Below are 20,394 nucleotides of genomic sequence, written 5' to 3'. Positions count from 1 at the left end.
CCGTGCCCTTTTTTTTCTGATGTGATTGTAGCATATTGCGGGAGCTTGGAAGGAATGTGCTAAAATCACACACTTTATTTTATTTTTGGAGACCCATGGAATTCACCCTTGAAGCCCAAAGCGGTAAGGCGCGTGCCTGTACCATCAAAACAGCACACTCTACAATTACCACGCCGGTTTTTATGCCCGTAGGTACATTAGGTTCTGTTAAAGCACTCGATATGGCGGACATGCATGATCTGCTCGGTGCCGAGATCATTCTAGCCAACACCTACCATATGTATCTCCGTCCTGGAGACGAGACGGTCCACAAGATGGGCAAACTGCATAAATTCACCACCTACCCCAAAAGCTTCCTGACCGACAGCGGCGGGTTTCAGGCCTTCAGTCTCAGCGACATTTCCAAAGCCGACGCCAACGGGATCGAGTTCCGAAGCCATATCGACGGATCCAAACACTATTTTACCCCTGAGAAAGTCATCGACATCCAGCACAACCTCGGTTCGGACATTATGATGATTCTCGACGACCTTGTGGCACTTCCCGCAACGCAGGAACGCATCAAACTCTCTATCGAACGCACAACGGAGTGGGCCAAACAGTCGATCAAATACTTCCGCGAAAAACAGCAAGAAGGGACCGGCTCCGATCAGAACATCTTTGCCATCATCCAGGGCGGTACCGATAAGGCCTTCCGTACCAAATCGGCAACGGAACTGTGCACCCTGGACTATGACGGCTTTGCCATCGGCGGTCTCTCTGTCGGTGAAACCAACGAGGATATGTATGATACGGTCGAGCATACGGTGCAGTATATGCCCGAAGATAAACCGCGCTATCTTATGGGTGTAGGAACACCTGAAGACCTGGTTGAAAACGTCGAACGCGGCATCGACATGTTCGACTGCGTCATGCCGACGCGCAATGCACGCAACGGCACCCTCTTCACCTCGTTCGGCCGCATCAACATCAGGGGAGCAAAATTCAAAGAGGACGCAGCGCCGATCGATCCTGAATGTGATTGTATGACCTGCAAGCGCTATTCGCGTGCCTATATGAACCACCTTTTCCGTTCCCGCGAGATCACCTTTTTTCGTCTTGCGACGATTCACAACCTGCACTACTATCTCACGCTGATGAAGCAGATGCGACAGGCTATTTTAGAGGACAGGTTTCAGGCGTTCAAGGAGGATTTCTATGCCAAACGCAGTTAAGGAACCGATGACACTCGGTGTCAACATCGACCATATCGCCGTCTTGCGCGAAGCACGCAAGATCAACGATCCCGACCCGTTAATGGCGCTTGGCATCTGTGCACAGAACGGGGCGGACCAGATCACCATCCACCTGCGTGAAGACCGCCGCCATATCCATGACAACGACGCCAAAAAGATCATCGCCTCCTCGCCGGTACCGGTCAACCTGGAGTGTTCTATCAATCCCGATATCATCGACATCGTCTGCAAGCTTAAGCCTCACCGCGCCACATTGGTACCCGAGAACCGTGCCGAAGTGACCACCGAAGGCGGTCTGGATGTCATCGGCAAAAGCGATGCCATCAGTGACGCGATTGAGCGTCTGCATGATGCCCAGATCGAGGTCTCCCTCTTTATCGATCCCGCGATCAACGCTGTTGAACAGAGTCATGCCCTCGATGCCGACATGGTCGAGCTGCATACCGGCCACTATGCCAATATCTACGCGATGCTCTACTCCTCTCTTCCCTATTCCCATCATGCCATTGAGGAGCTCGACCTGCCCCGTGACGAGTTAAAATCCAAACTTCAGGAAGCACTCGATGCCATCAAGACAAGTGCATCGCATGCCAGGTCCATACAGCTTGCCGTTGCCGCCGGACACGGCCTTAATTATCAGAATGTCAAGGCGATGGTCGATATCGACACCATTACCGAACTCAATATCGGCCAAAGCATCGTCGCCCGTTCGGTCTTTAGCGGTCTTGCCTCTGCCGTCAAAGAGATGAAAGCACTATGTCAACGCTAACAAGACCTCGCATCGCTGTCAGTGTGGGAGACATCAACGGTGTCGGCATCGAGATTGCACTCAAAGCGCATGAAGAGATCTCAAAAACAGTTCAACCGATCTACTGTATCAACAGAGCCTTGCTTTTAAAAGCCGCAAAACTTTTAAACATGACCATACCGGATGATTTTGAACTCGAAGAGGTGGGCGGGGATATCGATATTGAACCCGGTGTTGTCTCCGAGCGTTCCGGCGAGTTCAGCTACCACTCGTTCCTCAAGGCCGTTGATCTTGCCAAAGAGAAAAAAGTGGACGCTGTCGTCACCCTTCCTATCCATAAAGAGGCGTGGTCACTCGCCGGTATCAAGTACAAAGGCCACACCGATATGCTTCGCGATATCTTTGATCGCGATGCCATCATGATGCTGGGCTGTTCCAAACTCTATGTCGCTCTTTTCACCGAGCACATCCCGCTGCAAGCGGTTGCCAGTTCAGTGACACTTGAGCGTCTCGTCACTTTCCTGGAAGATTTTCATCGCGCCATAGGCGATCAAAAAGTGGCCGTACTCGGTCTTAATCCCCATGCAGGTGACAACGGCGTTTTGGGCAGCGAAGAGACGATCATCTCCGAAGCTATCAAAACGATCAATGTCGCATTGGGAAAAGAGCTCTTCATCGGCCCTCTCGTTCCGGACATTGCATTTACACCGCATTCCAGAGCACAGTACACCTACTTTATAGCGATGTACCACGACCAGGGTCTGGCCCCGCTCAAGGCGCTCTACTTTGACGAAAGTGTCAATATTTCACTCAACCTTCCGATCATCCGTACATCGGTCGATCACGGCACTGCATTTGACATTGCCTATCAAAACCACGCCAATACCCTCAGCTATATCAATGCTATCAACGCTGCCGTCGGACTTTTAAAGTAGTCTTCCGCCTCTTCCACACCGCCTTATAGATATTATATTTTGTGATATCTATGTGACGTCTTTGCTCTATAATAGTATAAATAAATATTATCTTTAGGAATTGACGATGCACAATACACTGGAGTGCGTAACCTATCTGGTTAAAGTGCAACATTCTGTTTTGATCAACAACAAAGAGTGCTGTTACGACGAAATCATCGCGCAGTGCACCGATTTTGACAAAGCCATGAATCTTGCGAATTCGATGAACGGAAAGATAGAAAAACATATTGAGCCGATGAACAATATATTCGAAGAGCCCTGGGAAAGTTATAGCTAAAAGATCTCCTTTTCTGCTCGTTTGCTCTGCACGTTTTATCTCTCTTGACTGTCTGTTAACCCTCCGTTTAACATCAATTTACGTCTTATTTACCTAGAAGATTTATACTTTGTACGTATAATAAAACATTAAAGGTTTACTATGAAAAAAAGTATATTACTTTCAACTGTTTTAACACTGGCACTGAGTGCATCATCCATCACTTTTAACGACGCGCCTGAGGTGACGGTGCGTACGATGCCTGCAAGCAAACAAACTATTCTGTCTTACAATGACGCGATCAAAGAAGCAACGGCCTCTATCGTCTTTATCTCGACCAAAGAAAATACGGCAAGCCAAAGCCCGCAAATACACCCTTTTTTTGAGCAGTTCTTCGGGCAAGGTAGAATTCCAAGAGAGTTCCAGCCGCGTCAGGGACTGGGTTCCGGCGTCATTATCTCGAGTGACGGCTACATTGTTACCAACAATCATGTCATCGACAACGCTGATGAGATTTCGGTAAGTATCAGCGGCGACTCGACCGAGTATGCGGCAAAGGTCATTGGCAAAGACCCGAAATCCGACCTTGCCGTCATCAAGATAGAGACAAAAAAAGAGCTTCATGCCATCTTGATGGGCCACTCCGACACGCTTGAGATCGGCGATGTCGTCTTTGCGATCGGCAACCCTTTCGGTGTCGGACAGAGTGTGACACAGGGGATCATCTCTGCCCAGCATAAGGACAGTGTCGGTATTAATGAGTATGAGAACTTCATCCAGACCGATGCGCCCATCAATCCCGGAAACTCCGGTGGCGCTTTGGTAGACAGCCGGGGCGCTCTCATCGGCATCAACTCTGCCATCATGACCAGAAGCGGCGGCAACAACGGCATCGGTTTTGCCATCGAGGTCGATATGGTGCGAAACATCACCAAACAGCTGATAGAGAGCGGCTCAATAGCCAGAGGGTATCTCGGTGTCTCTATCGCCAACCTCAATAAAGAGTTGCGCAAACTCTACAAAAGTTCCAAAGGGGCAATGATCGTACAGATATCGCCTGACTCACCGGCAGAAAAAGCCGGTTTGCAGCGTGGCGATCTGATCACTGAAATCGACCAGAAGAGCGTTGAAAGTGCAGCCGCCTTGAAAAATATCATAGGAGAATATAAACCGGACACGACGATAACTGTTGTATTTGAAAGAGATGGAAAGGTCAAAACACTCGAGCTCAAACTGGGCGATCTCAGTACAGATCAGCTATATGCCCAGGCAGACACATCACTTCTTGAGGGGGTACAGTTGAGCAACCTTGATGCGCAAACGCGTTACAGCTACCGTATCGCAGATGATATAGAAGGGGTCTTGATCACAGAGGTCGACGTATCGAGTGAAGCGTATGATCAAAATCTACGCCGCGGCGATGTCATCGTCCAGATCGAGAAACATCTCACCCCTGACATCGCGGCGCTAAGCAAGGTACTTAAAAAATACAAAGACAAATACAAGCGCCTCTATATCAATCGCGGCGGACGTATCTTTGTAACCGTTATTAAGTAGGGCCTAACTGCTATCTTTCGACTTTATATCTCAAGGCCCGGCATCCAAAAGTCAAATGCGATCGCCAAAGCGGCATCCGGGCAAAAGTGCACAGAAGGTCTCTGCGTTACGCCTGTCGGCCGACGCAGCCGTCAGTATCAAACTGCTTGACAGCTTTATTGCTTATTTTTTTTTCGTGCTTCAAAGACCATCTCGACAATTGGGAAAATCGACTTAAGTGCTGAGAAGTCCCTGTTAAAAACAGAGCTGATACCGCTGCTCACTTTTGAAAAGCTGTTTCGTATCTCCAAAGCCTCTAGCCTGATCTCTTCAAAATCTTCGGACAGCTCGCTCAAGGCGTAATCACGGATCTCATTGATCGCATCAGCTTCGGCGCCGATCTCCTGTCGCGATGCAAAAACCAAAAAGAGAATGGCAATGACCAGATCAACACCCGACAGTATCAAGGCGGCATGAAAAGGCGACTGTGTCTCCGTCAGATAGAAATAGGCAGCTATATTGACCATTACCAGCGTCGCCAAAATGGCGAGTACGGCGACCGTTACCAGGAGCACCTGACGTCCTGTACGACGCATCTCAAGCTTTAAGAGTGCCTTTTCGCTGCGTACCAGAAGGTTGATCTTCTTCGTTACATCTTTGTTCATCCGACTACCCTACTTCGATAGAAAGATGCGCCCGAAAAGCGCACCCGCAGCGAATATCGCGACAGCCGTTACCGGCGACATGTTCTCATAATCCTCTTTGATCCGCTCCGTTATCTCATGCATTTTGTCATTAAGCTCATCTTCGATCTTGTGCACCCCGTCAACCAGAGCATCAAGTGTTTCATCTTCTTCCAACTCTTGCTGATTGTTTTGAGCGTCCTCTTTTTTGAGGCGTTCGACCTCTTCACGGAGATATTTGATCTCCTCTTCCATGCTCATCTTTGCCATACTTTTTTCCTCCTGCTCCAATTTTATTATACTACATCCGGCAACTGATCTGTCAGCACAAGTGCTTTTACACCCGATCCTGCCGTCCCGCCGTTCAACCTCTTGCCGCAGATCCGGTAGCCGTATTCGATGATCTCGTTTGCGCGGTTGAACTCCATCATACCGCAAAGGTTGCGCGGAATCTCGATCACCATATCCGGCGGATAGGCAGCGAGTTTCATGCGGGCTATCGTCCCCTGCATCGCTTCTATCGACTGGCTGACGATCTCATACATGCCGTACTCCTGCATAATCGTATCGGGTATCGCTATGTTCTGCAAATACTCTTTGATACGGGCTGAAACCGAGCGGTCTATCTCTTTCTTCGGCGGAAAGAGATTCGGCTCTATATCACCCCCAAGGTTGACGGCGATCGTCAGGTCGGTGTTGTCGTCAAAGGTAGGGGCGATGGGGACAGGATTGAGCACCCCGCCGTCGATCAACAGCCGTCCGATATGCTGATGCGGGGTAAAGAAAAGCGGTATCGAGATAGAGGCGCGGACGGCATGCATCAGCGAACCTCTGTTGATCCAGATCTCTTTCTCCTCTTTGACGTCCGAAGCAACCGCCGTGAACTTGATCGGAAGCTCCTCGATCAACGGATCACCGACAAGCTCTCTCATCTTCTCCATCAGGGTCTCACCCGAAACCAGGCCGCCCGATCCCTTGAGGTCAAGCAGTTTTAGCATGTCCAGGGTGTCGATCTTGCGCAGCCATTCGGTGTAGTTGTCCAGCTTGCCGGCAGCATAAAAACCGCCGACCAGTGCCCCCATCGAACAGCCCGAAACCGATTCGATCTTATAACCGTGCTCTTCAAGACATTTGATCACGCCGATATGTGCCATACCTCTTGCACCGCCGCTCCCCAAGACCAGCGAGACTGTTTTTTGTTTCATCGTATACCTTGTTTCTCATCTCTGAATATCGTTGTTTGCTTATAGGGAGGCATTGTGAAATAAAATATCAAACAAAAGTGATACTTCTTGACAATTCACTGTGATCTCTGTCTCTATAATCCGGGTTATTATATCTTCTTTCATTGTCTCTTCTCTTATTCATAAGCACATCTTATTATGAAAAAGACTACAATTTTTATAAAAGGAGTGCCTATGCCAATATCGAAAGAGTACCGTCTGCATGAGATCCCTGATAACCTCTACTTTTATAAGACAGAGAACGGGCTGATCAAGATCGTTATCGACAATGAATATGCTGAAGCTGAGATCTATCTGCACGGTGCGAATTTGACCCATTTTCAGCCCAAAGGCGAAGAGGCGGTCATCTTTAACGGTAAGAAGACGATCTTCGCTGCCTCCAAAACGGTTCATGCCGGCATACCGATCTGCTGGCCTTGGTTTGGCCCACACCCGACGGAGAGTACCAAACCCCAACACGGCTTTGCCCGTGACATGCTCTGGCAGCTCAAAAATACTCGCGTGCTCGGGAGCGGGGAGACGGAGGTCGTCCTCACTCTTATAGAGAATGCACAGAGCCTGGAGTTATGGCCCCACTCTTTCGAGCTTGAACTCACCTTCACCATCGGCAGAAACCTTAGCGTCTCGCACAAGACAACCAACACCTCGAAATTGCCGTTCACGCTTACGCAGGCACTCCACAGCTACTTCTTTATCGGTGACATCGAGTCGGCCGAGGTAAGAGGCGTCGAGGGGACCCCTTTTGTGGACTACGTCGATGGCAGAAAAGAGAAGACAGAAACAGCCTCGCTTCACGTCAGCCGCACGGTCAACCGCGTCTACATCCCGACCCAAGCCACCTGCAGGATCATTGATCCGCTGCTTAAACGCACGATCATCATCGAAAAAGAGGGGAGCGACTCCACCACGATCTGGAACCCATGGCAGGAGAGCGGCATTCATGATCTGCCGGGCGACGCCTACAGGAAGTTCCTCTGCATCGAGACGACCAATGCCCTCTCCGATGCGAAGAGCCTGCAGCCCGGCGAATCCTGTATGATCACACAGAAGGTCTCGGTACAAAAACACTAGCGCCTATAAAGCCTAGGCCTCTTTCCAGACCTCTTCTCTGACTGTCACACAGTTTTCATCGTCCATCAGCGTCAGCTCGCCGTCGCTGATATTGCACTGCAGCCGCATGGTCCGCTGTGAAAGAGCCTCGATGTCGCCTTCGATAGCCAGATGGATGACCGAAAGGTTCTTAAAGCGTCTGAGTGCCTTCTCCGCCTGTTTCCACCACGCCAGAGCGCTCCCCTCCTGATAGGTATAGATCACCACCTTTTCGGAACGCCCGCACGCTTTTCGGATGCGTTTCTCGTCAGGCTGGCCGAGGTCGATCCAGAGATCTATCGCACCGTCCAGCGCCTTGAGCCAGAGGTCAGGCTCGTCCTCCTGCGCGATCCCCTTGCAGAAGGTCAGCCCCTCGTCGGCATTGAGCACGAAAGCTGCCAGCCGGACCATCAGACGCAGGTCGTTTTCAGAGGGGTGCTTGGCCAGAGTCAGCTCATGCTCGGCGTAATAGTGCCTGTCCATATCGGCAATGTTGAGCGAAGCCTTATATATTGTTGCGTTGGCAGCCATCCGATTCCTTGTCGTGGGTAAAGTAATATCTGTTCATCTCAGAGGTCGACCCCGTCCCAGAACTCGTCAAATCCGAGATCGGTCATCGGATCTTTTTCGGAGAGCTTCTGTTCGAGCAGCTTCTTCTCCTCTTTTTCGAAATAGTCGTTGAGCGCTTCGCGCAGCATTGTCGACGGGTCTTTCTGCAAAAGCTCGCCGTAGGCGTTAAGCTTTTCGACGGTCTCGCTGTCCAGCACAAAAGTAATATCGTTGTTCACAGCTGCCTCTAGTACTTCTTGTTGGTATTGACCAGAAGGTCTTTTTTGCCCAGCTCTTCGACAAGGATCCGCAGGTTTTTCAGCGTAAAGAGTCTGACCCCCTCACCCTTCTCTTTTTTCAGCTCGTTTGAAAAGCCGCTTTTGGAGAAGATGAGATAGATGTCGGGGTGCAGCTCCGCTTTGGAACACTGTTCCCTGAGCTTTGTCAGTTCGCTCTTTTTGGCCTTTGATTTGGCGTACCTGCAGCTACCCGCAACGATCCTGCCCGACTTTGTCCTTGCCAGGATATCGATCTCGCCGTTTTTGTCCCAGTAGGAGCCGATCTTCTCTATCGGGTCCTCTTTGAAACTCTTTTTGACAAGCTCCATCACAAGACGCGCATAAATATGGTCGGAGAACTCATGCTGCAGGTGGCTCCAGCGCTCTTTGACCTCGCTGAAGTCTCCCTCTCTGACACCCTTGTAATACGGCGAGACGGCAGAGAACCAGAAACGCATGAAAGGTAGGGTAAATAGAAATTTGTCTGCGACCACCTCCTGCTCGTCAATCGGCTGTTCCTGCGATCTCTCGCGCACAAGCAGGCCGTTGTCGACCAGGAACTTTATGGACGCTTCACCTTCTTCTCTCTCAACACCGGCCCGTTTGAAGGCGGAGAATTCGCGCCGGTCGCCGACGGCTAGCGCGCTGAGCACCGCGTGATGCGTCTTGTTGCTCTGCGTGATCTTCGCAAGGTCGCCGTGGATATAGCGGTAGTTGTTCAACACCTTCTCTTCGATCAGCTCCTCCAAAGGCCTGCTGAGATCGACACTCCAACCCATACCGCCGAATACAGCAAAATATTCGATGGCCTGTTCAAGATCGGCAGCATTGTTTTGAAAACAGAAAGAGCGGAATTGTTCGAGAAGTGTCGGGTATTTTGACATGAAGATAAGACCTTGCTTTATTTTCAACATTATAGCCTAATAGAGCTGCCTCTCTAAATAATTCTGGCTGTATAATCCGGGCCAAAACATGTTGCATTATGAACAACGAACGCAACAGAGACAAATTGATTGAATTTTAGACATTGCGCGTTAAAATTTGCCGATTTTCCCTGTAAAATAGTATAAAACGTTTGATGTAGTATCGATACTCTTTGTAAAAGTGTTCCCGTTATATTCCTGTTCTCAAAAACAGGCAGCTGTAAAGGCACAAACAGATGAATCAAGAACGACACGCTTCGCTTGAACACCATTTTCGTTCGGTTGACAAGATCATCCTCTCCCGACAGGACCCCGTAACAGGACTGCTGCCTGCAAGCACGGCTGTCAATGCCCATGGCGACTATACCGATGCCTGGGTCAGAGACAATGTCTACAGCATACTGAGTGTCTGGGGCCTGGCATTGGCGTACCGCAGACACAACCCCGATCATTATCGCAGCTATCTGCTCTCTCAAAGTGTTGTCAAACTGATGCGGGGACTGCTCAATGCCATGATGCGCCAGGCGGACCGCATCGAAGCCTTTAAAGTTTCGCTCGATCCTACTGATGCCCTGCATGCAAAATACGGTACCGGTACCGGTCTGGCCGTGGTCGGCGATGATGAGTGGGGCCATCTGCAGCTCGATGCCACCTCGCTCTATCTGCTGATGATCGCGCAGATGACCGCTTCGGGTCTGCGTCTCATCTACACCATGGATGAGGTCGATTTTGTACAGAACCTGGTGCACTACATCAGCCGCACCTACTGTACGCCCGACTTCGGTATCTGGGAGCGGGGAAACAAGATCAACCACGGTACGACGGAGATCAACAGCAGCTCGGTAGGTATGGCAAAAGCGGCGCTTGAGGCCATGGACGGTTTTAACCTCTTTGGCAGTGTGGCAAGCCAGAAAGCGGTGATCCATGTCGTTTCCAGCGATATAGCCCGGTCGCGTTTTACACTGCAGGGGCTCCTGCCGCGTGAATCCAACTCCAAAGAGACCGATGCAGCGCTTCTGAGCATCATCGGCTACCCGGGCTATGCGGTCGAAGATGAAAAACTGGTAGCGCGGACTAGAAACAAGATCATCAAGAAACTTGCCGGGCGTTACGGCTGCAAACGCTTTTTGCTCGACGGTCACCAGAGCAGCATCGAAGACAGTACGCGCCTGCATTACGAAGCTTCGGAACTGCGCGAGTTTGAACATATCGAATCGGAGTGGCCGCTCTTTTTCACCTACCTGCTGCTCGATGCCCTGATGCGCGAAGAGTCCGAGGAGATCATACAGTGGCAGGAAAGGCTTAAACCCCTGTTTGTCGAACAGGATGGCGAGCAGCTTCTTCCGGAGCTCTACATCGTTCCCAAAGAGCAGATTGAGGCAGAAAAACTGGATCCGGGAAGCCAGACGCGGATCCCCAATGAAAACCTGCCGCTGGTCTGGGCACAGAGTCTTTATATGCTCTCCGAGATGATCCTTGAAGGACTGCTCCATCCCAACGACATTGATCCGCTTCACCGCCGTAAACGCATCGGCCACAAACGCACCACCCGTCCTCTGGTCTCTTTGCTGGCAGAGAACGATACGGTCAAACAGCGACTGCTTGACCTCGGGATCAACAGCGAAACAATCGAAGAGGTCCAACCGGTGAGGATCATGCATGCCTCCGAGCTTTCCAGGGTGCATACGCTGTTGGGTAAAAACGAAAAACTTGCATTAAGCGGCCGCCCCCTGCTGGTTACGCGTACCGTCACAACGGCACGTTTTCACCTGCTCGAAGGCGAAGAGACCGTTTTTCTCCCCTACTATTTCAATCCGCAGGGATTTTATTTCAGCTACGACAACAAACTGCTGGCTGAACAGTTTCACACCTCTTTAAAATTCCTTGCAAGCCATTGGGACCAGCCGGGCCGGCCCATTATGCCGTTTCTTGTACGTGAAGATATGCTCACGGAGAGTGAACGTGATGTCATACTCCCCCTATTGCACGATATTCAGAACGGTACCTGCGGTTCGGTACCGGTCAAAACCGGTCGGATGCGGCATTTACTGCGGACGGCGGATGCCGAACGTATCGACTATCTTCACGATTTCGAACTCAAGGCGTTCCAACCGCAATCCGCCAGCCGGTCAGTTTTCACCTCTTTCGAAGCAGGTAGTCTGGATGTGCCGTTGACACCGCAGCAGATCCAGCAGCTTGAGAGCAAAGACGATAATGCCTTGATCCGGGTGCTGCAAGAGAGCGATAATCGTCAACGCAGCGCGAACGCACTCGGCCTGTTATGGCAGCGTAACGGTAGCGACTTTACGATCCCATCCGCAGAGACAAACAAAACGCTCTCCACTATTGCGCAGCATCAATATGAGGCGGCGGCGGCCTGCCATGATTGGGCTGTGGTGCGTCATATAGCGAATATTACCGGAAAGTACGATGACAGGCTGGAGGATGCCCTGCTTGATATCGTTATCCGCCAAAAGCGTCTGGCGGTCGGACGGGCATATTCCGAAAAAGCCACCTTTTCCAAACCTCATGACAGCGCTTATATCGTCAAGACCATAGATGCATACTGCGGTCACAATGTCTCCGAGAGCGTGCTGACGCAGGAGATCATACTGCATCTGGGCCATCTTATCCGAACCGAACCTGAACTCTTTACGAACATGCTGACGCTTCGCATCTGGTATTTCGTTCAGCTGCTGGTGGGTCAGATCAACCGCAAGAGAAATCTATCCATGGGCGATGCCTACGAACTGCTTCTGGGTTTGGCTCCGCATGATATTTACGATCACCTCCGCTCCATACTCAGCTCTTTTGCACGGGAGGTCACCCGCCTGGGCGACCAGGAGAACCTTCATGTTTCGGGCGTAGATAGTCTTGATGCCATTCGATCGGTCCCGCCTTCGAACGAACTTTCCAAGTCCGATGACTGGGGCCTCTGGCGCCACTCTGCGGGGATGATAAGCCGTCTCTCCCCGCTCTTCTATCAGGACATATGGCACATGCTGCAGCAATGCAGGGGACTCGTTATCGGCGACAAATACAATGTGCAAAGCCGCATCGGGTCGGAACATACGCTGGCGTCAACTGCAGGCGAGCAAAACTTTGAACGTCAGATCGAGGCACTGCTGCAGAGTATTGACACGCCGGATTACCGTCAGTTGAATATCGAAGCGCTTGAGAGTCTCTCGAGACTCCTCAAACAAAATCCGGACATCAACGTCGACGATGATATCATCCTTGATGTCCTCATAGGGCATGCGGTAAGAATAGCCTGGGAAAAGCACTATGGGGCAGAACATTACGATGAAAAACGCGGACAGGCCTGGGAAACGTTTTACAGGCTCTCTCCGCAGGAGACGGACACGGTCTTTATCGAGGCATTTATGTATCTGCTGACACCGCATCAGCGTACGGCCTAAACATTTAGATAAACTTCTTTCATTAACAAAGGGGAAGCAGTATGATACTAGCGGGCGATATAGGCGGCACCAAGACAAACCTGGCACTCTTCGAATGGGTTGATGACACCCTGGCGGTCAAAGCGCAGCAGCAGTTCGCCAGCCGTAATTTTTCGAGTCTTAATGAGGTCATTTCCGCATTTATACGCCAGAACGCCATGCCGCCGGTCGATGCGGCCTGTTTCGGCATCGCCGGTCCGGTGATCAACGGCTGCTGCCGTACGACCAACCTGCCTTGGGAGATAACCGCTTCGGGGCTTCAGCAGCACCTCGGCATCGACAAAGTACGTCTGATAAACGATCTTGAAGCGACGGCCTACGGCATGCTCTACCTTCCTGATAGCCAGTTTGCGGAGCTAAACCCGGCAGGACGTCCCCTCAACGGCAACCGAGCCGTCATCGCGGCCGGGACAGGGCTGGGAGAAGCCATGCTCCTTCACGACGGCACGCATTACCACCCCATCGGCTCCGAAGGCGGCCACAGCGACTTCGCGCCCGTAACGCCGCAGCAGGACGCCCTCTTACAATGGCTGCGCAACCGCTATACGGACCACGTCAGTTTTGAGCGGGTCCTTTCGGGCCCGGGCATCTATACCCTCTATCAGTTTTTGAATGAGAGCGGTTTTGCGCCGCAGCCCTCTAGCATGCTGGAGATCCCCGAAGGCATAGACCGCAGTGCGATGGTAAGCAAATGCGCGCTCGAGCACAACGACCCGCTCTGCACGGAGACACTGCGCCTCTTCGCAGAGATATACGGCGCCGAAGCGGGAAACCTTGCCTTAAAAAGCATGTCACTCGGCGGGGTCTATATCGGCGGCGGGATCGCCCCGAAGATCCTCCCCTTCATCACCGAACACTTTATGAACAGTTTCGCAGCCAAAGGGCGATTTGAGGAGATGCTTCGCAGCATGCAGGTCAAGGTCGCCCTGGATCCCGATACGGCGCTGCTCGGAGCAGCCCGTTTTGCTCTCGACAAACTGTAAGGGGTAAAGAAAACGCTGAGCGGGTGCCCGGAATCAGCAGTCTCAGCCGGCGCGCATGCTCAGGATCTCTGCCACATCGATGTCGCCCTCATAGCGGACAAACCCCTCGTGTTTCTGCTCGCGGGCATAGACGGTCATCCTGTCGGCCAGCTCATTGCCTTCGAGGCCGGCATGCGCCTTGATGTGCGAAAGCGATACCTCGTGTTTGAGGCGGTTGTAGAGGGCATACGCGCTCTTGATGATCTCCAGGTTCTTGATCTCGCCCCCTTTTTTTGTCCAGCCGTTCTTCTCCCAGCCGACGGCCCAGGTCTTGATGCAGTTGATCGAGTACATGGAGTCGCACCTTATCTCGACCCTGTTCCCCGCTTCACTCTCGTTTTGCGCGATAAGAAGGGATTGGTAAAGGGCGTTGAGTTCGGCCGTATTGTTCGTCCCTCTTCGCTCGTAAAGCCCGTACCAGAGTGCATCGACCCTGCCTTCCCGGTAAAGAGCCACGCCAGAGCCCGATTCACCGGGGTTGGGCGAACAGCCGCCGTCACAGTAGATGGTCACCTCGCCTGTCATTGGCGCCTGCTTCTCCTCTTTTCTGCTCTGCTGAACCGGAGGCGCTTTTCTGAACGCCTGCAGGGCCTTGTAGTTTTTGATGATCTTTTCCTGATTGACCTTCGTCGTGATGCCTTTGAGCAGCACAAAAAGCTCAGCCCGCGCGTCGGATATCTCTTTACCGAGGGCAAGTTCCTGCCACAGTGCTTTCTGGCTGACATCGATGTCAAGCAGCAGGAGCTGGTTCTCGCTTATGTCAGAAGGGTCATCGACGCCTAACGATAAAAAATCCTCGTCTACTCTCTGCATGGATATCCTTCTTTTATTTTGGCGCAATTGTAGCATATCACTGTCGTGCAGAGGGGCATAGTCGCTGCAGGAGCCTACAGATTTCGGTACTATATCACATGGATAATCAAGCGACAGTGAACAATTTTTTTATCGTTGCCTATGAAGCGGGCGCCGAGCAGACACCCGTGCCGACATGGGCCACTAAAAGAGAGAACCCTCTCGCCCTGGACCCGGACATCGGCAACACGGTGCAGAGGGTCGACATAGAGAGCGTGCCGGGGGCCTTCCGGCTTGAAAATCTGCTGACGCAGGAGGAGTGCCGCCGTTTCATCGAGACGACGGAGAGGCTAGGCTATACGGAAGATGCTTCCGTATCACTGCCCAGAAGCGTACGCCATAACGAAAACCTTGTATGGGTAGTGGACGAGACGACCCATGACATCATCTGGGAGCGGTGCAAACGCCTTATGTACGACACCATCGGTATCTTTAACAATAAAATGCCGCTGGGGCTCAACAAACGTTTCCGTTTCTACAAGTACGCCGAAGGCGACTTTTTCAAGCCCCACACGGACGGCAGCTGGCCGGGAAGCCGCGTGGTTGAGAACAAACTCATCGCCAATGCCTACCCGGACCGCTACAGCCAGATGACCTTTCTGATCCTTCTCAATGACGACTTCACAGGCGGTGAAACAGCCTTCTATGTCGACAAAAACGACCCGTCCAGACCCGCCAAAAGGTCCGAAGATGTCAAAATTACCGAGATAAGAACGCCCGCAGGCGGTGCGCTCTGTTTTCCGCACGGCTCACATCCCCTGCACTGCCTGCACAGTTCGGAACCGGTACTTTCGGGTGTCAAGTACATCATCCGCACCGATCTCCTTTTTGAACGCTGACGGCCTGCGTAAACTAAGCATAAAATTAAAAATTCGGGCCAGTCCCTGCATTGGCCTCTAATACAAAAGAGCTTTGTTACAATCTCGCAATTTATGTAAAGGCTTATCTATGTTCGAACCGATCAATGCGCTTGGCGGCCCGCTGGAACCCTGCAGTACAAAACCGCTGACAGGATTTTACAGGGACGGCTCATGCCAGACAGGCAAAGACAATCCCGGCGTGCATGCCGTATGCATCTACGCGACGAAAGAGTTCCTGGAGTACTCCAAAGCGGTCGGTAACGACCTCTCCACGCCGCTGCCGCAGTACAACTTCGCCGGCGTCAAGCCGGGCCAGAGCTGGTGCCTCTCGGGTCCGCGTTTCGTGCAGGCCGTCAAAGACGGCCATGCACCCGGCATCTTCATCCACTCGACCCACCAGGCGATGCTGCAGCTCATCGACCTCGAAACGCTGAAAAAACATGCGCTTGATCTATAAAGGACAGACGAAAGGAGCAACTGATGGAAAACAACTACGAACTGGTACACAACGCAACGGAATGCCAATACGAATACCACATCGAAGGTCATCTGGCGCGTGTCACCTATGAAGAGGAGAACGGTGTTCTGCACCTGACACACACCTTCGTACCCAAAGAGCTGGGCGGACGAGGGATCGCAGGAGCACTGGTCAAGGCTGTGATGGACGATATTGAAAAGAGAGCACTAAAGATGAAGCCGTGCTGCTCCTACATCGTCGCCTACGTCAAAAGACACCCGGAGTGCGAAAAGCTCCTATAACACCGCAGAGCCTTTACACTCCGGTCATCCCTTCGCCATTTTAAAGGCTCTCGGCGCCTTTTTCTGTCAGCATCAGCGAAAAGCCGTCTTCGAGCGTCGTCATGAAACCGCTCGAGATCAACTCGTTCATCGCCGCTTCCAGGACATCATCCTGTTTTTTATCCAGGTTTTTAATGATGTTCTTAAGCACGTCCGTCTTGGTCATGATGTGCCCTGCAACCGCGTTCTGTTTTTTAAACCATTTGACAAACATCTCTTTGACCTCTTCTTTATAGACAGTCTCCAAGGCGTTCTTCTTTGAGGCTCTTCGTTTCATTTCCTGCGGCGATAGTCCGCCTCTCTTCTTGGATGGTGTTTTTCTGTTGTTTGCAGATGGTTTGATAGTTTATCCTTACTGGTGACAATACGTTTTATCGGCGTATTGTACACGAAGCAGATGGAAGAAGAGGTATGACGAAGGGTGTGCAGAGCGTTTTGATGCACATCACCCCTTTCCTATCGCACGACGATCGTGTTCTTTCCTTGTTTCTTCGCTTCATACAACGCATCATCGACCCGTTTGAGCAGCGAATCAATCGTGTCGTGTTCGTTAACGCCCGTCAGACCGAAACTCGCGGTGACCCGCCGGTTTGCCGTCTCATGCAACTGAACATCATTCTCGATGTGCTCCTTGATCTTCTCTGCAATAATGTAGGCGTCTTCGATCCCGGTATCGATCAGCGCGACGATAAACTCTTCCCCGCCCCATCGTGCCATGAGGTCCGTCTCACGGACGTTAATCCGAAGAATCTCTGCAACACGCACCAGCACCCTGTCGCCAACATTGTGCCCAAGGGTGTCATTGACCTGTTTAAAATCATCCAGATCGAAAAAGAGCAGCGTTATGGGGTTTGCTTTGCGCTTGTACAGCAGAAAAAAACGCTGGAACGCTTCGTTAAAGGCACGGCGATTCGGGAGTCGCGTCAAAATATCGTTATTGGCGTGATACTCCAGCTCCCGGTGATGCCCTTTGACCGTCAAAAGAATGATAACGGTGATCAATGCGGTCACCAGCAGCGACAGGATGAGATTCAGATAGAAGGTCTGCGTCACCTCCTCGGTAAACTGCGTCACCTTCGCCTCGACCAGAAGGTAGAGATCGAGTTCCGGGATATACTTGGTATTGAGCAGGTACGGTTCACCGTCAATCTCGTATTTGAGCATGCTCCCCGTCTTGCTTATGATATCTTTTTTAAGGGCATAGAGTTCCGGCACCTCTTTAAGATGTTTGATCGCATCCACACCCCGTTCGTTGAGCACGATCTTGCCTTCCTCGTTGAGAAAAAGTACCTTGAAGTGATACTGCTGGCGGAACCACTTGAGCATATCGTTGATGTAGGAGATCTTCAGCCCGATGCCCGTGGCCCCGATCATGTGGAACTGATCGTCCATGATCTTATGGTTGATGAACATGATCATGGCGGCATCGATATGCGCGTTAAAATCGAGGTTGATCTCGTGGGTGTTCTGAAGCTTCTTAAAGGAGAAGTACCAGGCGTTGTTCGGGTTCTCCTTTTTCACCTTTTCAATAAGGCCGTCCGAGGTATAGTAGTTGCCCGTTTGTTCCGAGACCAGAAAGGTCGTAAACATGCCGTATTTGTTCTTGATGGTCTCGAGGTACTTCGTAATTCTCCCGACATCGACTTCGTTGTTGATCAGCCACTCTTTCAAAAAGGTGTCATGCGCCATCATCGATGAGACCAGGTTGGGCTCGATGATGTGCTTCTGGATCTCCGTGTAGATATTGTCAACCGTCAGCGGGAGGGAGCGTTCGGTAAGCTGTTTCTGCATCGACTGCAGCGAGATGATGTAGTTGATGACGGACAGGCTCACCGACAAGGTCACCAGTAAGAAAGTAATGATCAAGACGGTACGGTAATTTAAGTTCACGGGCGGCTCCCAAAATAAGGCTTCATTATAATGGAGCACGCATAGAACAGCGCTTAAACAAGGCTGTTTTCCATAAGGTCGGAGCCTGTTGCATAGGACCGGTGTCCGGTGGTGCAGCGCATGTGAAACGATCGAAGCACTGTTTTCTGTTTACGATCCGTCCATAAAGAGCATCCAAAGAGGAAACATACAGACCTTGTGTTCAGCGCTTCGCCCGGCAGCGGGTTGGCCATTGGCTTGTCGGGTTCATCATAACTACAACCGATTTCCAGGCCGCCGTCAAAAAGTGACAGAAAGAGCCGTTTTTTTTGACAAATTGAACATTTTTCACTCTTCTTAAGGCGGAGCAGGAATATAATGAAAATATATGACGTGTATAAAAGTCTTTGTATCACAAAAGGGGAACGATGAAAACGATATTTCAGGATCTGGATGATCTCAACAGACACGTAAAGGGCAAAGAGGGCAGAAAGATTCTTAAAGAGCTGGAACAGAACTTTCATCTGCTCAGAACAAAAGAGGGTCTCAAACAGCTAATGCGCAAGAAGAAGAGCGCCAAAATCGTACGCGACATCAAATACGAGCAGGAGCTCAGAGAGCTGCAGGTCGAACTGATCAAGCTCCAGAACTGGGTCTACAAAAACAAAAAACGGGTGATGATCATTTTCGAAGGGCGCGACGCCGCAGGCAAAGGGGGCGCGATTAAACGCTTTACCCAGTACCTCAATCCGAGAAAGTTCAGGGTCGTGGCCCTGCAGAAACCGACCGAAGTCGAAACGGGGCAGTTCTATTTTCAACGCTATTTCCAGCACCTGCCGAATCCGGGTGAAATCACCTTTTTTGACCGAAGCTGGTACAACCGCGCCATCGTCGAACCGGTCTTTGACTTCTGTACACCCGAACAGTACGAAAAGTTCATGCGCGAAGTCCCCGAGATCGAACATGCCATTATCGACGACGGCATCATCGTGATCAAGTTCTGGTTCTCTATCTCGAAAAAGAACCAGCAAAAACGGTTCAAAGAGCGTATGACCAACCCGCTTAAACACTGGAAACTGAGCCCCGTTGACGAAAAAGCGCAGGAAATGTGGGACAAGATCACCTATTACAAAGAGGAGATGTTCAGCCGTACCCATACCGGTTTCGCCCCGTGGATCATTGTCGACAGCAATAACAAAAAAAGGGCACGGCTCGAATCCATACGCTACGTGCTCTCCAAGATCCCTTATGACGGAAAAGAGGATGCCGGAATCGATCTTCACCACAATCCCGAGATCGTTGAACGCTATCACAAACGTACGCATGCAGAGAAGTCCAAATTTGTAAAAAGAGCATAGACAACAGTGCGCTGTCCCCTTTTTATGTGCTAAAATAATTTAAAAAAGCGGTCCATGAAAAAAGAGATTTTCGAGCGGTATGCTCACAGCGACAACGGTAACATCATCATCGACATCAGTGCGGAAAAGGTCGAAGACCTCTATAACGACTTCGACAAGTATGCCCCCTACGTCAAAAAAGAGCTCGACCAGGATCTTGTCGACTACATCATCGACTCGGTCAAAGAGATCGGGCATACGCCCTTCATCATCCGCTTCCGCCTGAGCTCCCCGCTCGAACCCAAGCTGACCTCAAGACTCCAGAGCAGCGTGGGAAACTATTTCCGCTACCTGAGAGAACTCGAGATTGACCGGCTCAAAAGCATGGCGCGCAAGTCCTTCTACCTCTTTCTTATCGGCCTCGCCTTCATCACCGCTTCCATCTGGGTCAATACCCTCTACGACGAGCACATGACGGTCCTGCAGAAGGTCTTTGCCGAAGGGCTCATCGTCGCAGGCTGGGTCTCTTTCTGGGAAGCGACAGCCACCTTCCTCATCGACTGGATCCCTCACCGTAACAAGATCAGGATGTTTGAGCGTATCGCTTCTTCTTCGCTTCATTTCCTTCAAGAGAAAGAAACCTCTGCATAAACTTTATTAGACGGAAAGCGGTTTAAATA

Annotated in this window: 22 protein-coding genes; 13 read left to right on the top strand and 9 right to left on the bottom strand. The window is 51.2% G+C overall.

Annotated elements, in window-relative coordinates; translation table 11 throughout:
- Positions 1-95: 95 nt before the first annotated feature.
- The 5 genes from tgt to WCY20_RS06730 all read left to right on the top strand — a co-directional run bounded on the left by tgt (position 96) and on the right by WCY20_RS06730 (position 4,773).
- Complete coding sequence (gene tgt, locus WCY20_RS06750; RefSeq protein WP_345978041.1) at positions 96-1,214, top strand: tRNA guanosine(34) transglycosylase Tgt; 1,119 nt, start codon at positions 96-98, stop codon at positions 1,212-1,214.
- A 7-nt stretch (positions 1,215-1,221) separates the two neighbouring features.
- Complete coding sequence (locus tag WCY20_RS06745) at positions 1,222-2,004, top strand: pyridoxine 5'-phosphate synthase (RefSeq protein WP_345978225.1); 783 nt, start codon at positions 1,222-1,224, stop codon at positions 2,002-2,004.
- Complete coding sequence (gene pdxA, locus WCY20_RS06740) at positions 1,992-2,918, top strand: 4-hydroxythreonine-4-phosphate dehydrogenase (protein ID WP_345978039.1); 927 nt, start codon at positions 1,992-1,994, stop codon at positions 2,916-2,918. The genes WCY20_RS06745 and pdxA overlap by 13 nt, the downstream gene beginning before the upstream one ends.
- 106 nt (positions 2,919-3,024) lie before the next feature.
- Complete coding sequence (locus tag WCY20_RS06735; protein WP_345978038.1) at positions 3,025-3,237, top strand: hypothetical protein; 213 nt, start codon at positions 3,025-3,027, stop codon at positions 3,235-3,237.
- Between the two features lie 141 nt (positions 3,238-3,378).
- Positions 3,379-4,773 (top strand): Do family serine endopeptidase, encoded by a 1,395-nt coding sequence (locus WCY20_RS06730; RefSeq protein WP_345978037.1) that lies wholly within the window; start codon positions 3,379-3,381, stop codon positions 4,771-4,773.
- 155 nt (positions 4,774-4,928) lie between these two features.
- Here the strand turns inward: WCY20_RS06730 and WCY20_RS06725 are convergent, their stop codons facing one another.
- The 3 genes from WCY20_RS06725 to WCY20_RS06715 are packed head-to-tail and all read right to left on the bottom strand — an operon-like array spanning position 4,929 to position 6,640.
- Positions 4,929-5,417: a phage holin family protein gene (locus tag WCY20_RS06725; RefSeq protein WP_345978036.1), complete on the bottom strand. Its 489-nt coding sequence runs from the start codon at positions 5,415-5,417 to the stop codon at positions 4,929-4,931.
- A 9-nt stretch (positions 5,418-5,426) separates the two neighbouring features.
- Complete coding sequence (locus WCY20_RS06720) at positions 5,427-5,705, bottom strand: hypothetical protein (RefSeq protein WP_345978035.1); 279 nt, start codon at positions 5,703-5,705, stop codon at positions 5,427-5,429.
- Positions 5,706-5,731: 26 nt separating this feature from the next.
- Positions 5,732-6,640 carry a patatin-like phospholipase family protein gene (locus WCY20_RS06715; RefSeq protein ID WP_345978034.1) on the bottom strand — a complete coding sequence of 303 codons (909 nt, stop codon included), beginning with the start codon at positions 6,638-6,640 and terminating at the stop codon, positions 5,732-5,734.
- 213 nt (positions 6,641-6,853) lie between these two features.
- Here WCY20_RS06715 and WCY20_RS06710 point away from each other — a divergent pair, with 213 nt between their 5' ends.
- Positions 6,854-7,750, top strand: coding sequence for a D-hexose-6-phosphate mutarotase (locus WCY20_RS06710; RefSeq protein WP_345978033.1), 897 nt, complete (start codon positions 6,854-6,856; stop codon positions 7,748-7,750).
- Between the two features lie 12 nt (positions 7,751-7,762).
- Here the strand turns inward: WCY20_RS06710 and WCY20_RS06705 are convergent, their stop codons facing one another.
- Genes WCY20_RS06705 through WCY20_RS06695 form a run of 3 tightly spaced genes read right to left on the bottom strand, consistent with a single transcriptional unit; the run spans position 7,763 to position 9,479 of the window.
- Positions 7,763-8,299: a YaeQ family protein gene (locus tag WCY20_RS06705; RefSeq protein WP_345978032.1), complete on the bottom strand. Its 537-nt coding sequence runs from the start codon at positions 8,297-8,299 to the stop codon at positions 7,763-7,765.
- Positions 8,300-8,337: 38 nt separating this feature from the next.
- Positions 8,338-8,556 (bottom strand): hypothetical protein, encoded by a 219-nt coding sequence (locus tag WCY20_RS06700; protein ID WP_345978030.1) that lies wholly within the window; start codon positions 8,554-8,556, stop codon positions 8,338-8,340.
- 8 nt (positions 8,557-8,564) lie between these two features.
- Positions 8,565-9,479, bottom strand: coding sequence for a DUF234 domain-containing protein (locus WCY20_RS06695; RefSeq protein WP_345978028.1), 915 nt, complete (start codon positions 9,477-9,479; stop codon positions 8,565-8,567).
- Between the two features lie 275 nt (positions 9,480-9,754).
- Here WCY20_RS06695 and WCY20_RS06690 point away from each other — a divergent pair, with 275 nt between their 5' ends.
- Positions 9,755-12,937, top strand: coding sequence for a glycoside hydrolase family 15 protein (locus WCY20_RS06690; protein WP_345978026.1), 3,183 nt, complete (start codon positions 9,755-9,757; stop codon positions 12,935-12,937).
- A gap of 41 nt (positions 12,938-12,978) precedes the next feature.
- The gene (glk, locus tag WCY20_RS06685; protein ID WP_345978025.1) at positions 12,979-13,959 is read left to right on the top strand and encodes a glucokinase; all 981 of its coding nucleotides are present in this window, start codon (positions 12,979-12,981) and stop codon (positions 13,957-13,959) included.
- Between the two features lie 42 nt (positions 13,960-14,001).
- On the opposite strand, the gene WCY20_RS06680 is transcribed toward glk, so the two are convergent.
- Complete coding sequence (locus tag WCY20_RS06680; protein WP_345978023.1) at positions 14,002-14,811, bottom strand: ribonuclease H; 810 nt, start codon at positions 14,809-14,811, stop codon at positions 14,002-14,004.
- Positions 14,812-14,927: 116 nt separating this feature from the next.
- Here WCY20_RS06680 and WCY20_RS06675 point away from each other — a divergent pair, with 116 nt between their 5' ends.
- The 3 genes from WCY20_RS06675 to WCY20_RS06665 all read left to right on the top strand — a co-directional run bounded on the left by WCY20_RS06675 (position 14,928) and on the right by WCY20_RS06665 (position 16,469).
- Complete coding sequence (locus WCY20_RS06675; protein WP_345978022.1) at positions 14,928-15,689, top strand: 2OG-Fe(II) oxygenase; 762 nt, start codon at positions 14,928-14,930, stop codon at positions 15,687-15,689.
- A 109-nt stretch (positions 15,690-15,798) separates the two neighbouring features.
- Positions 15,799-16,167 carry a DUF2237 domain-containing protein gene (locus WCY20_RS06670; RefSeq protein ID WP_345978020.1) on the top strand — a complete coding sequence of 123 codons (369 nt, stop codon included), beginning with the start codon at positions 15,799-15,801 and terminating at the stop codon, positions 16,165-16,167.
- 23 nt (positions 16,168-16,190) lie between these two features.
- Positions 16,191-16,469, top strand: a complete 279-nt coding sequence (locus WCY20_RS06665; RefSeq protein ID WP_345978018.1) for a GNAT family N-acetyltransferase — start codon at positions 16,191-16,193, stop codon at positions 16,467-16,469.
- 40 nt (positions 16,470-16,509) lie between these two features.
- Here the strand turns inward: WCY20_RS06665 and WCY20_RS06660 are convergent, their stop codons facing one another.
- Entirely contained in the window at positions 16,510-16,785 is a 276-nt protein-coding gene (locus tag WCY20_RS06660) for a hypothetical protein (RefSeq protein ID WP_345978016.1), read from the bottom strand.
- A 179-nt stretch (positions 16,786-16,964) separates the two neighbouring features.
- The gene (locus WCY20_RS06655; RefSeq protein ID WP_345978015.1) at positions 16,965-18,398 is read right to left on the bottom strand and encodes a sensor domain-containing diguanylate cyclase; all 1,434 of its coding nucleotides are present in this window, start codon (positions 18,396-18,398) and stop codon (positions 16,965-16,967) included.
- 407 nt (positions 18,399-18,805) lie between these two features.
- Here WCY20_RS06655 and ppk2 point away from each other — a divergent pair, with 407 nt between their 5' ends.
- Together ppk2 and WCY20_RS06645 are read left to right on the top strand one after the other, a co-directional pair.
- Positions 18,806-19,735 (top strand): polyphosphate kinase 2, encoded by a 930-nt coding sequence (gene ppk2 / locus WCY20_RS06650; protein ID WP_345978013.1) that lies wholly within the window; start codon positions 18,806-18,808, stop codon positions 19,733-19,735.
- Between the two features lie 54 nt (positions 19,736-19,789).
- Entirely contained in the window at positions 19,790-20,365 is a 576-nt protein-coding gene (locus WCY20_RS06645; protein ID WP_345978011.1) for a hypothetical protein, read from the top strand.
- Positions 20,366-20,394 lie beyond the last annotated feature (29 nt).

The sequence above is a fragment of the Sulfurimonas sp. HSL3-7 genome, from assembly GCF_039645985.1.
In the GTDB taxonomy this organism is placed as follows: Bacteria; Campylobacterota; Campylobacteria; order Campylobacterales; family Sulfurimonadaceae; genus Sulfonitrofixus; species Sulfonitrofixus jiaomeiensis.
The sequence above is the reverse complement of the archived record's forward strand: the minus strand, read 5'-3'. Positions and strand labels throughout refer to the sequence as shown.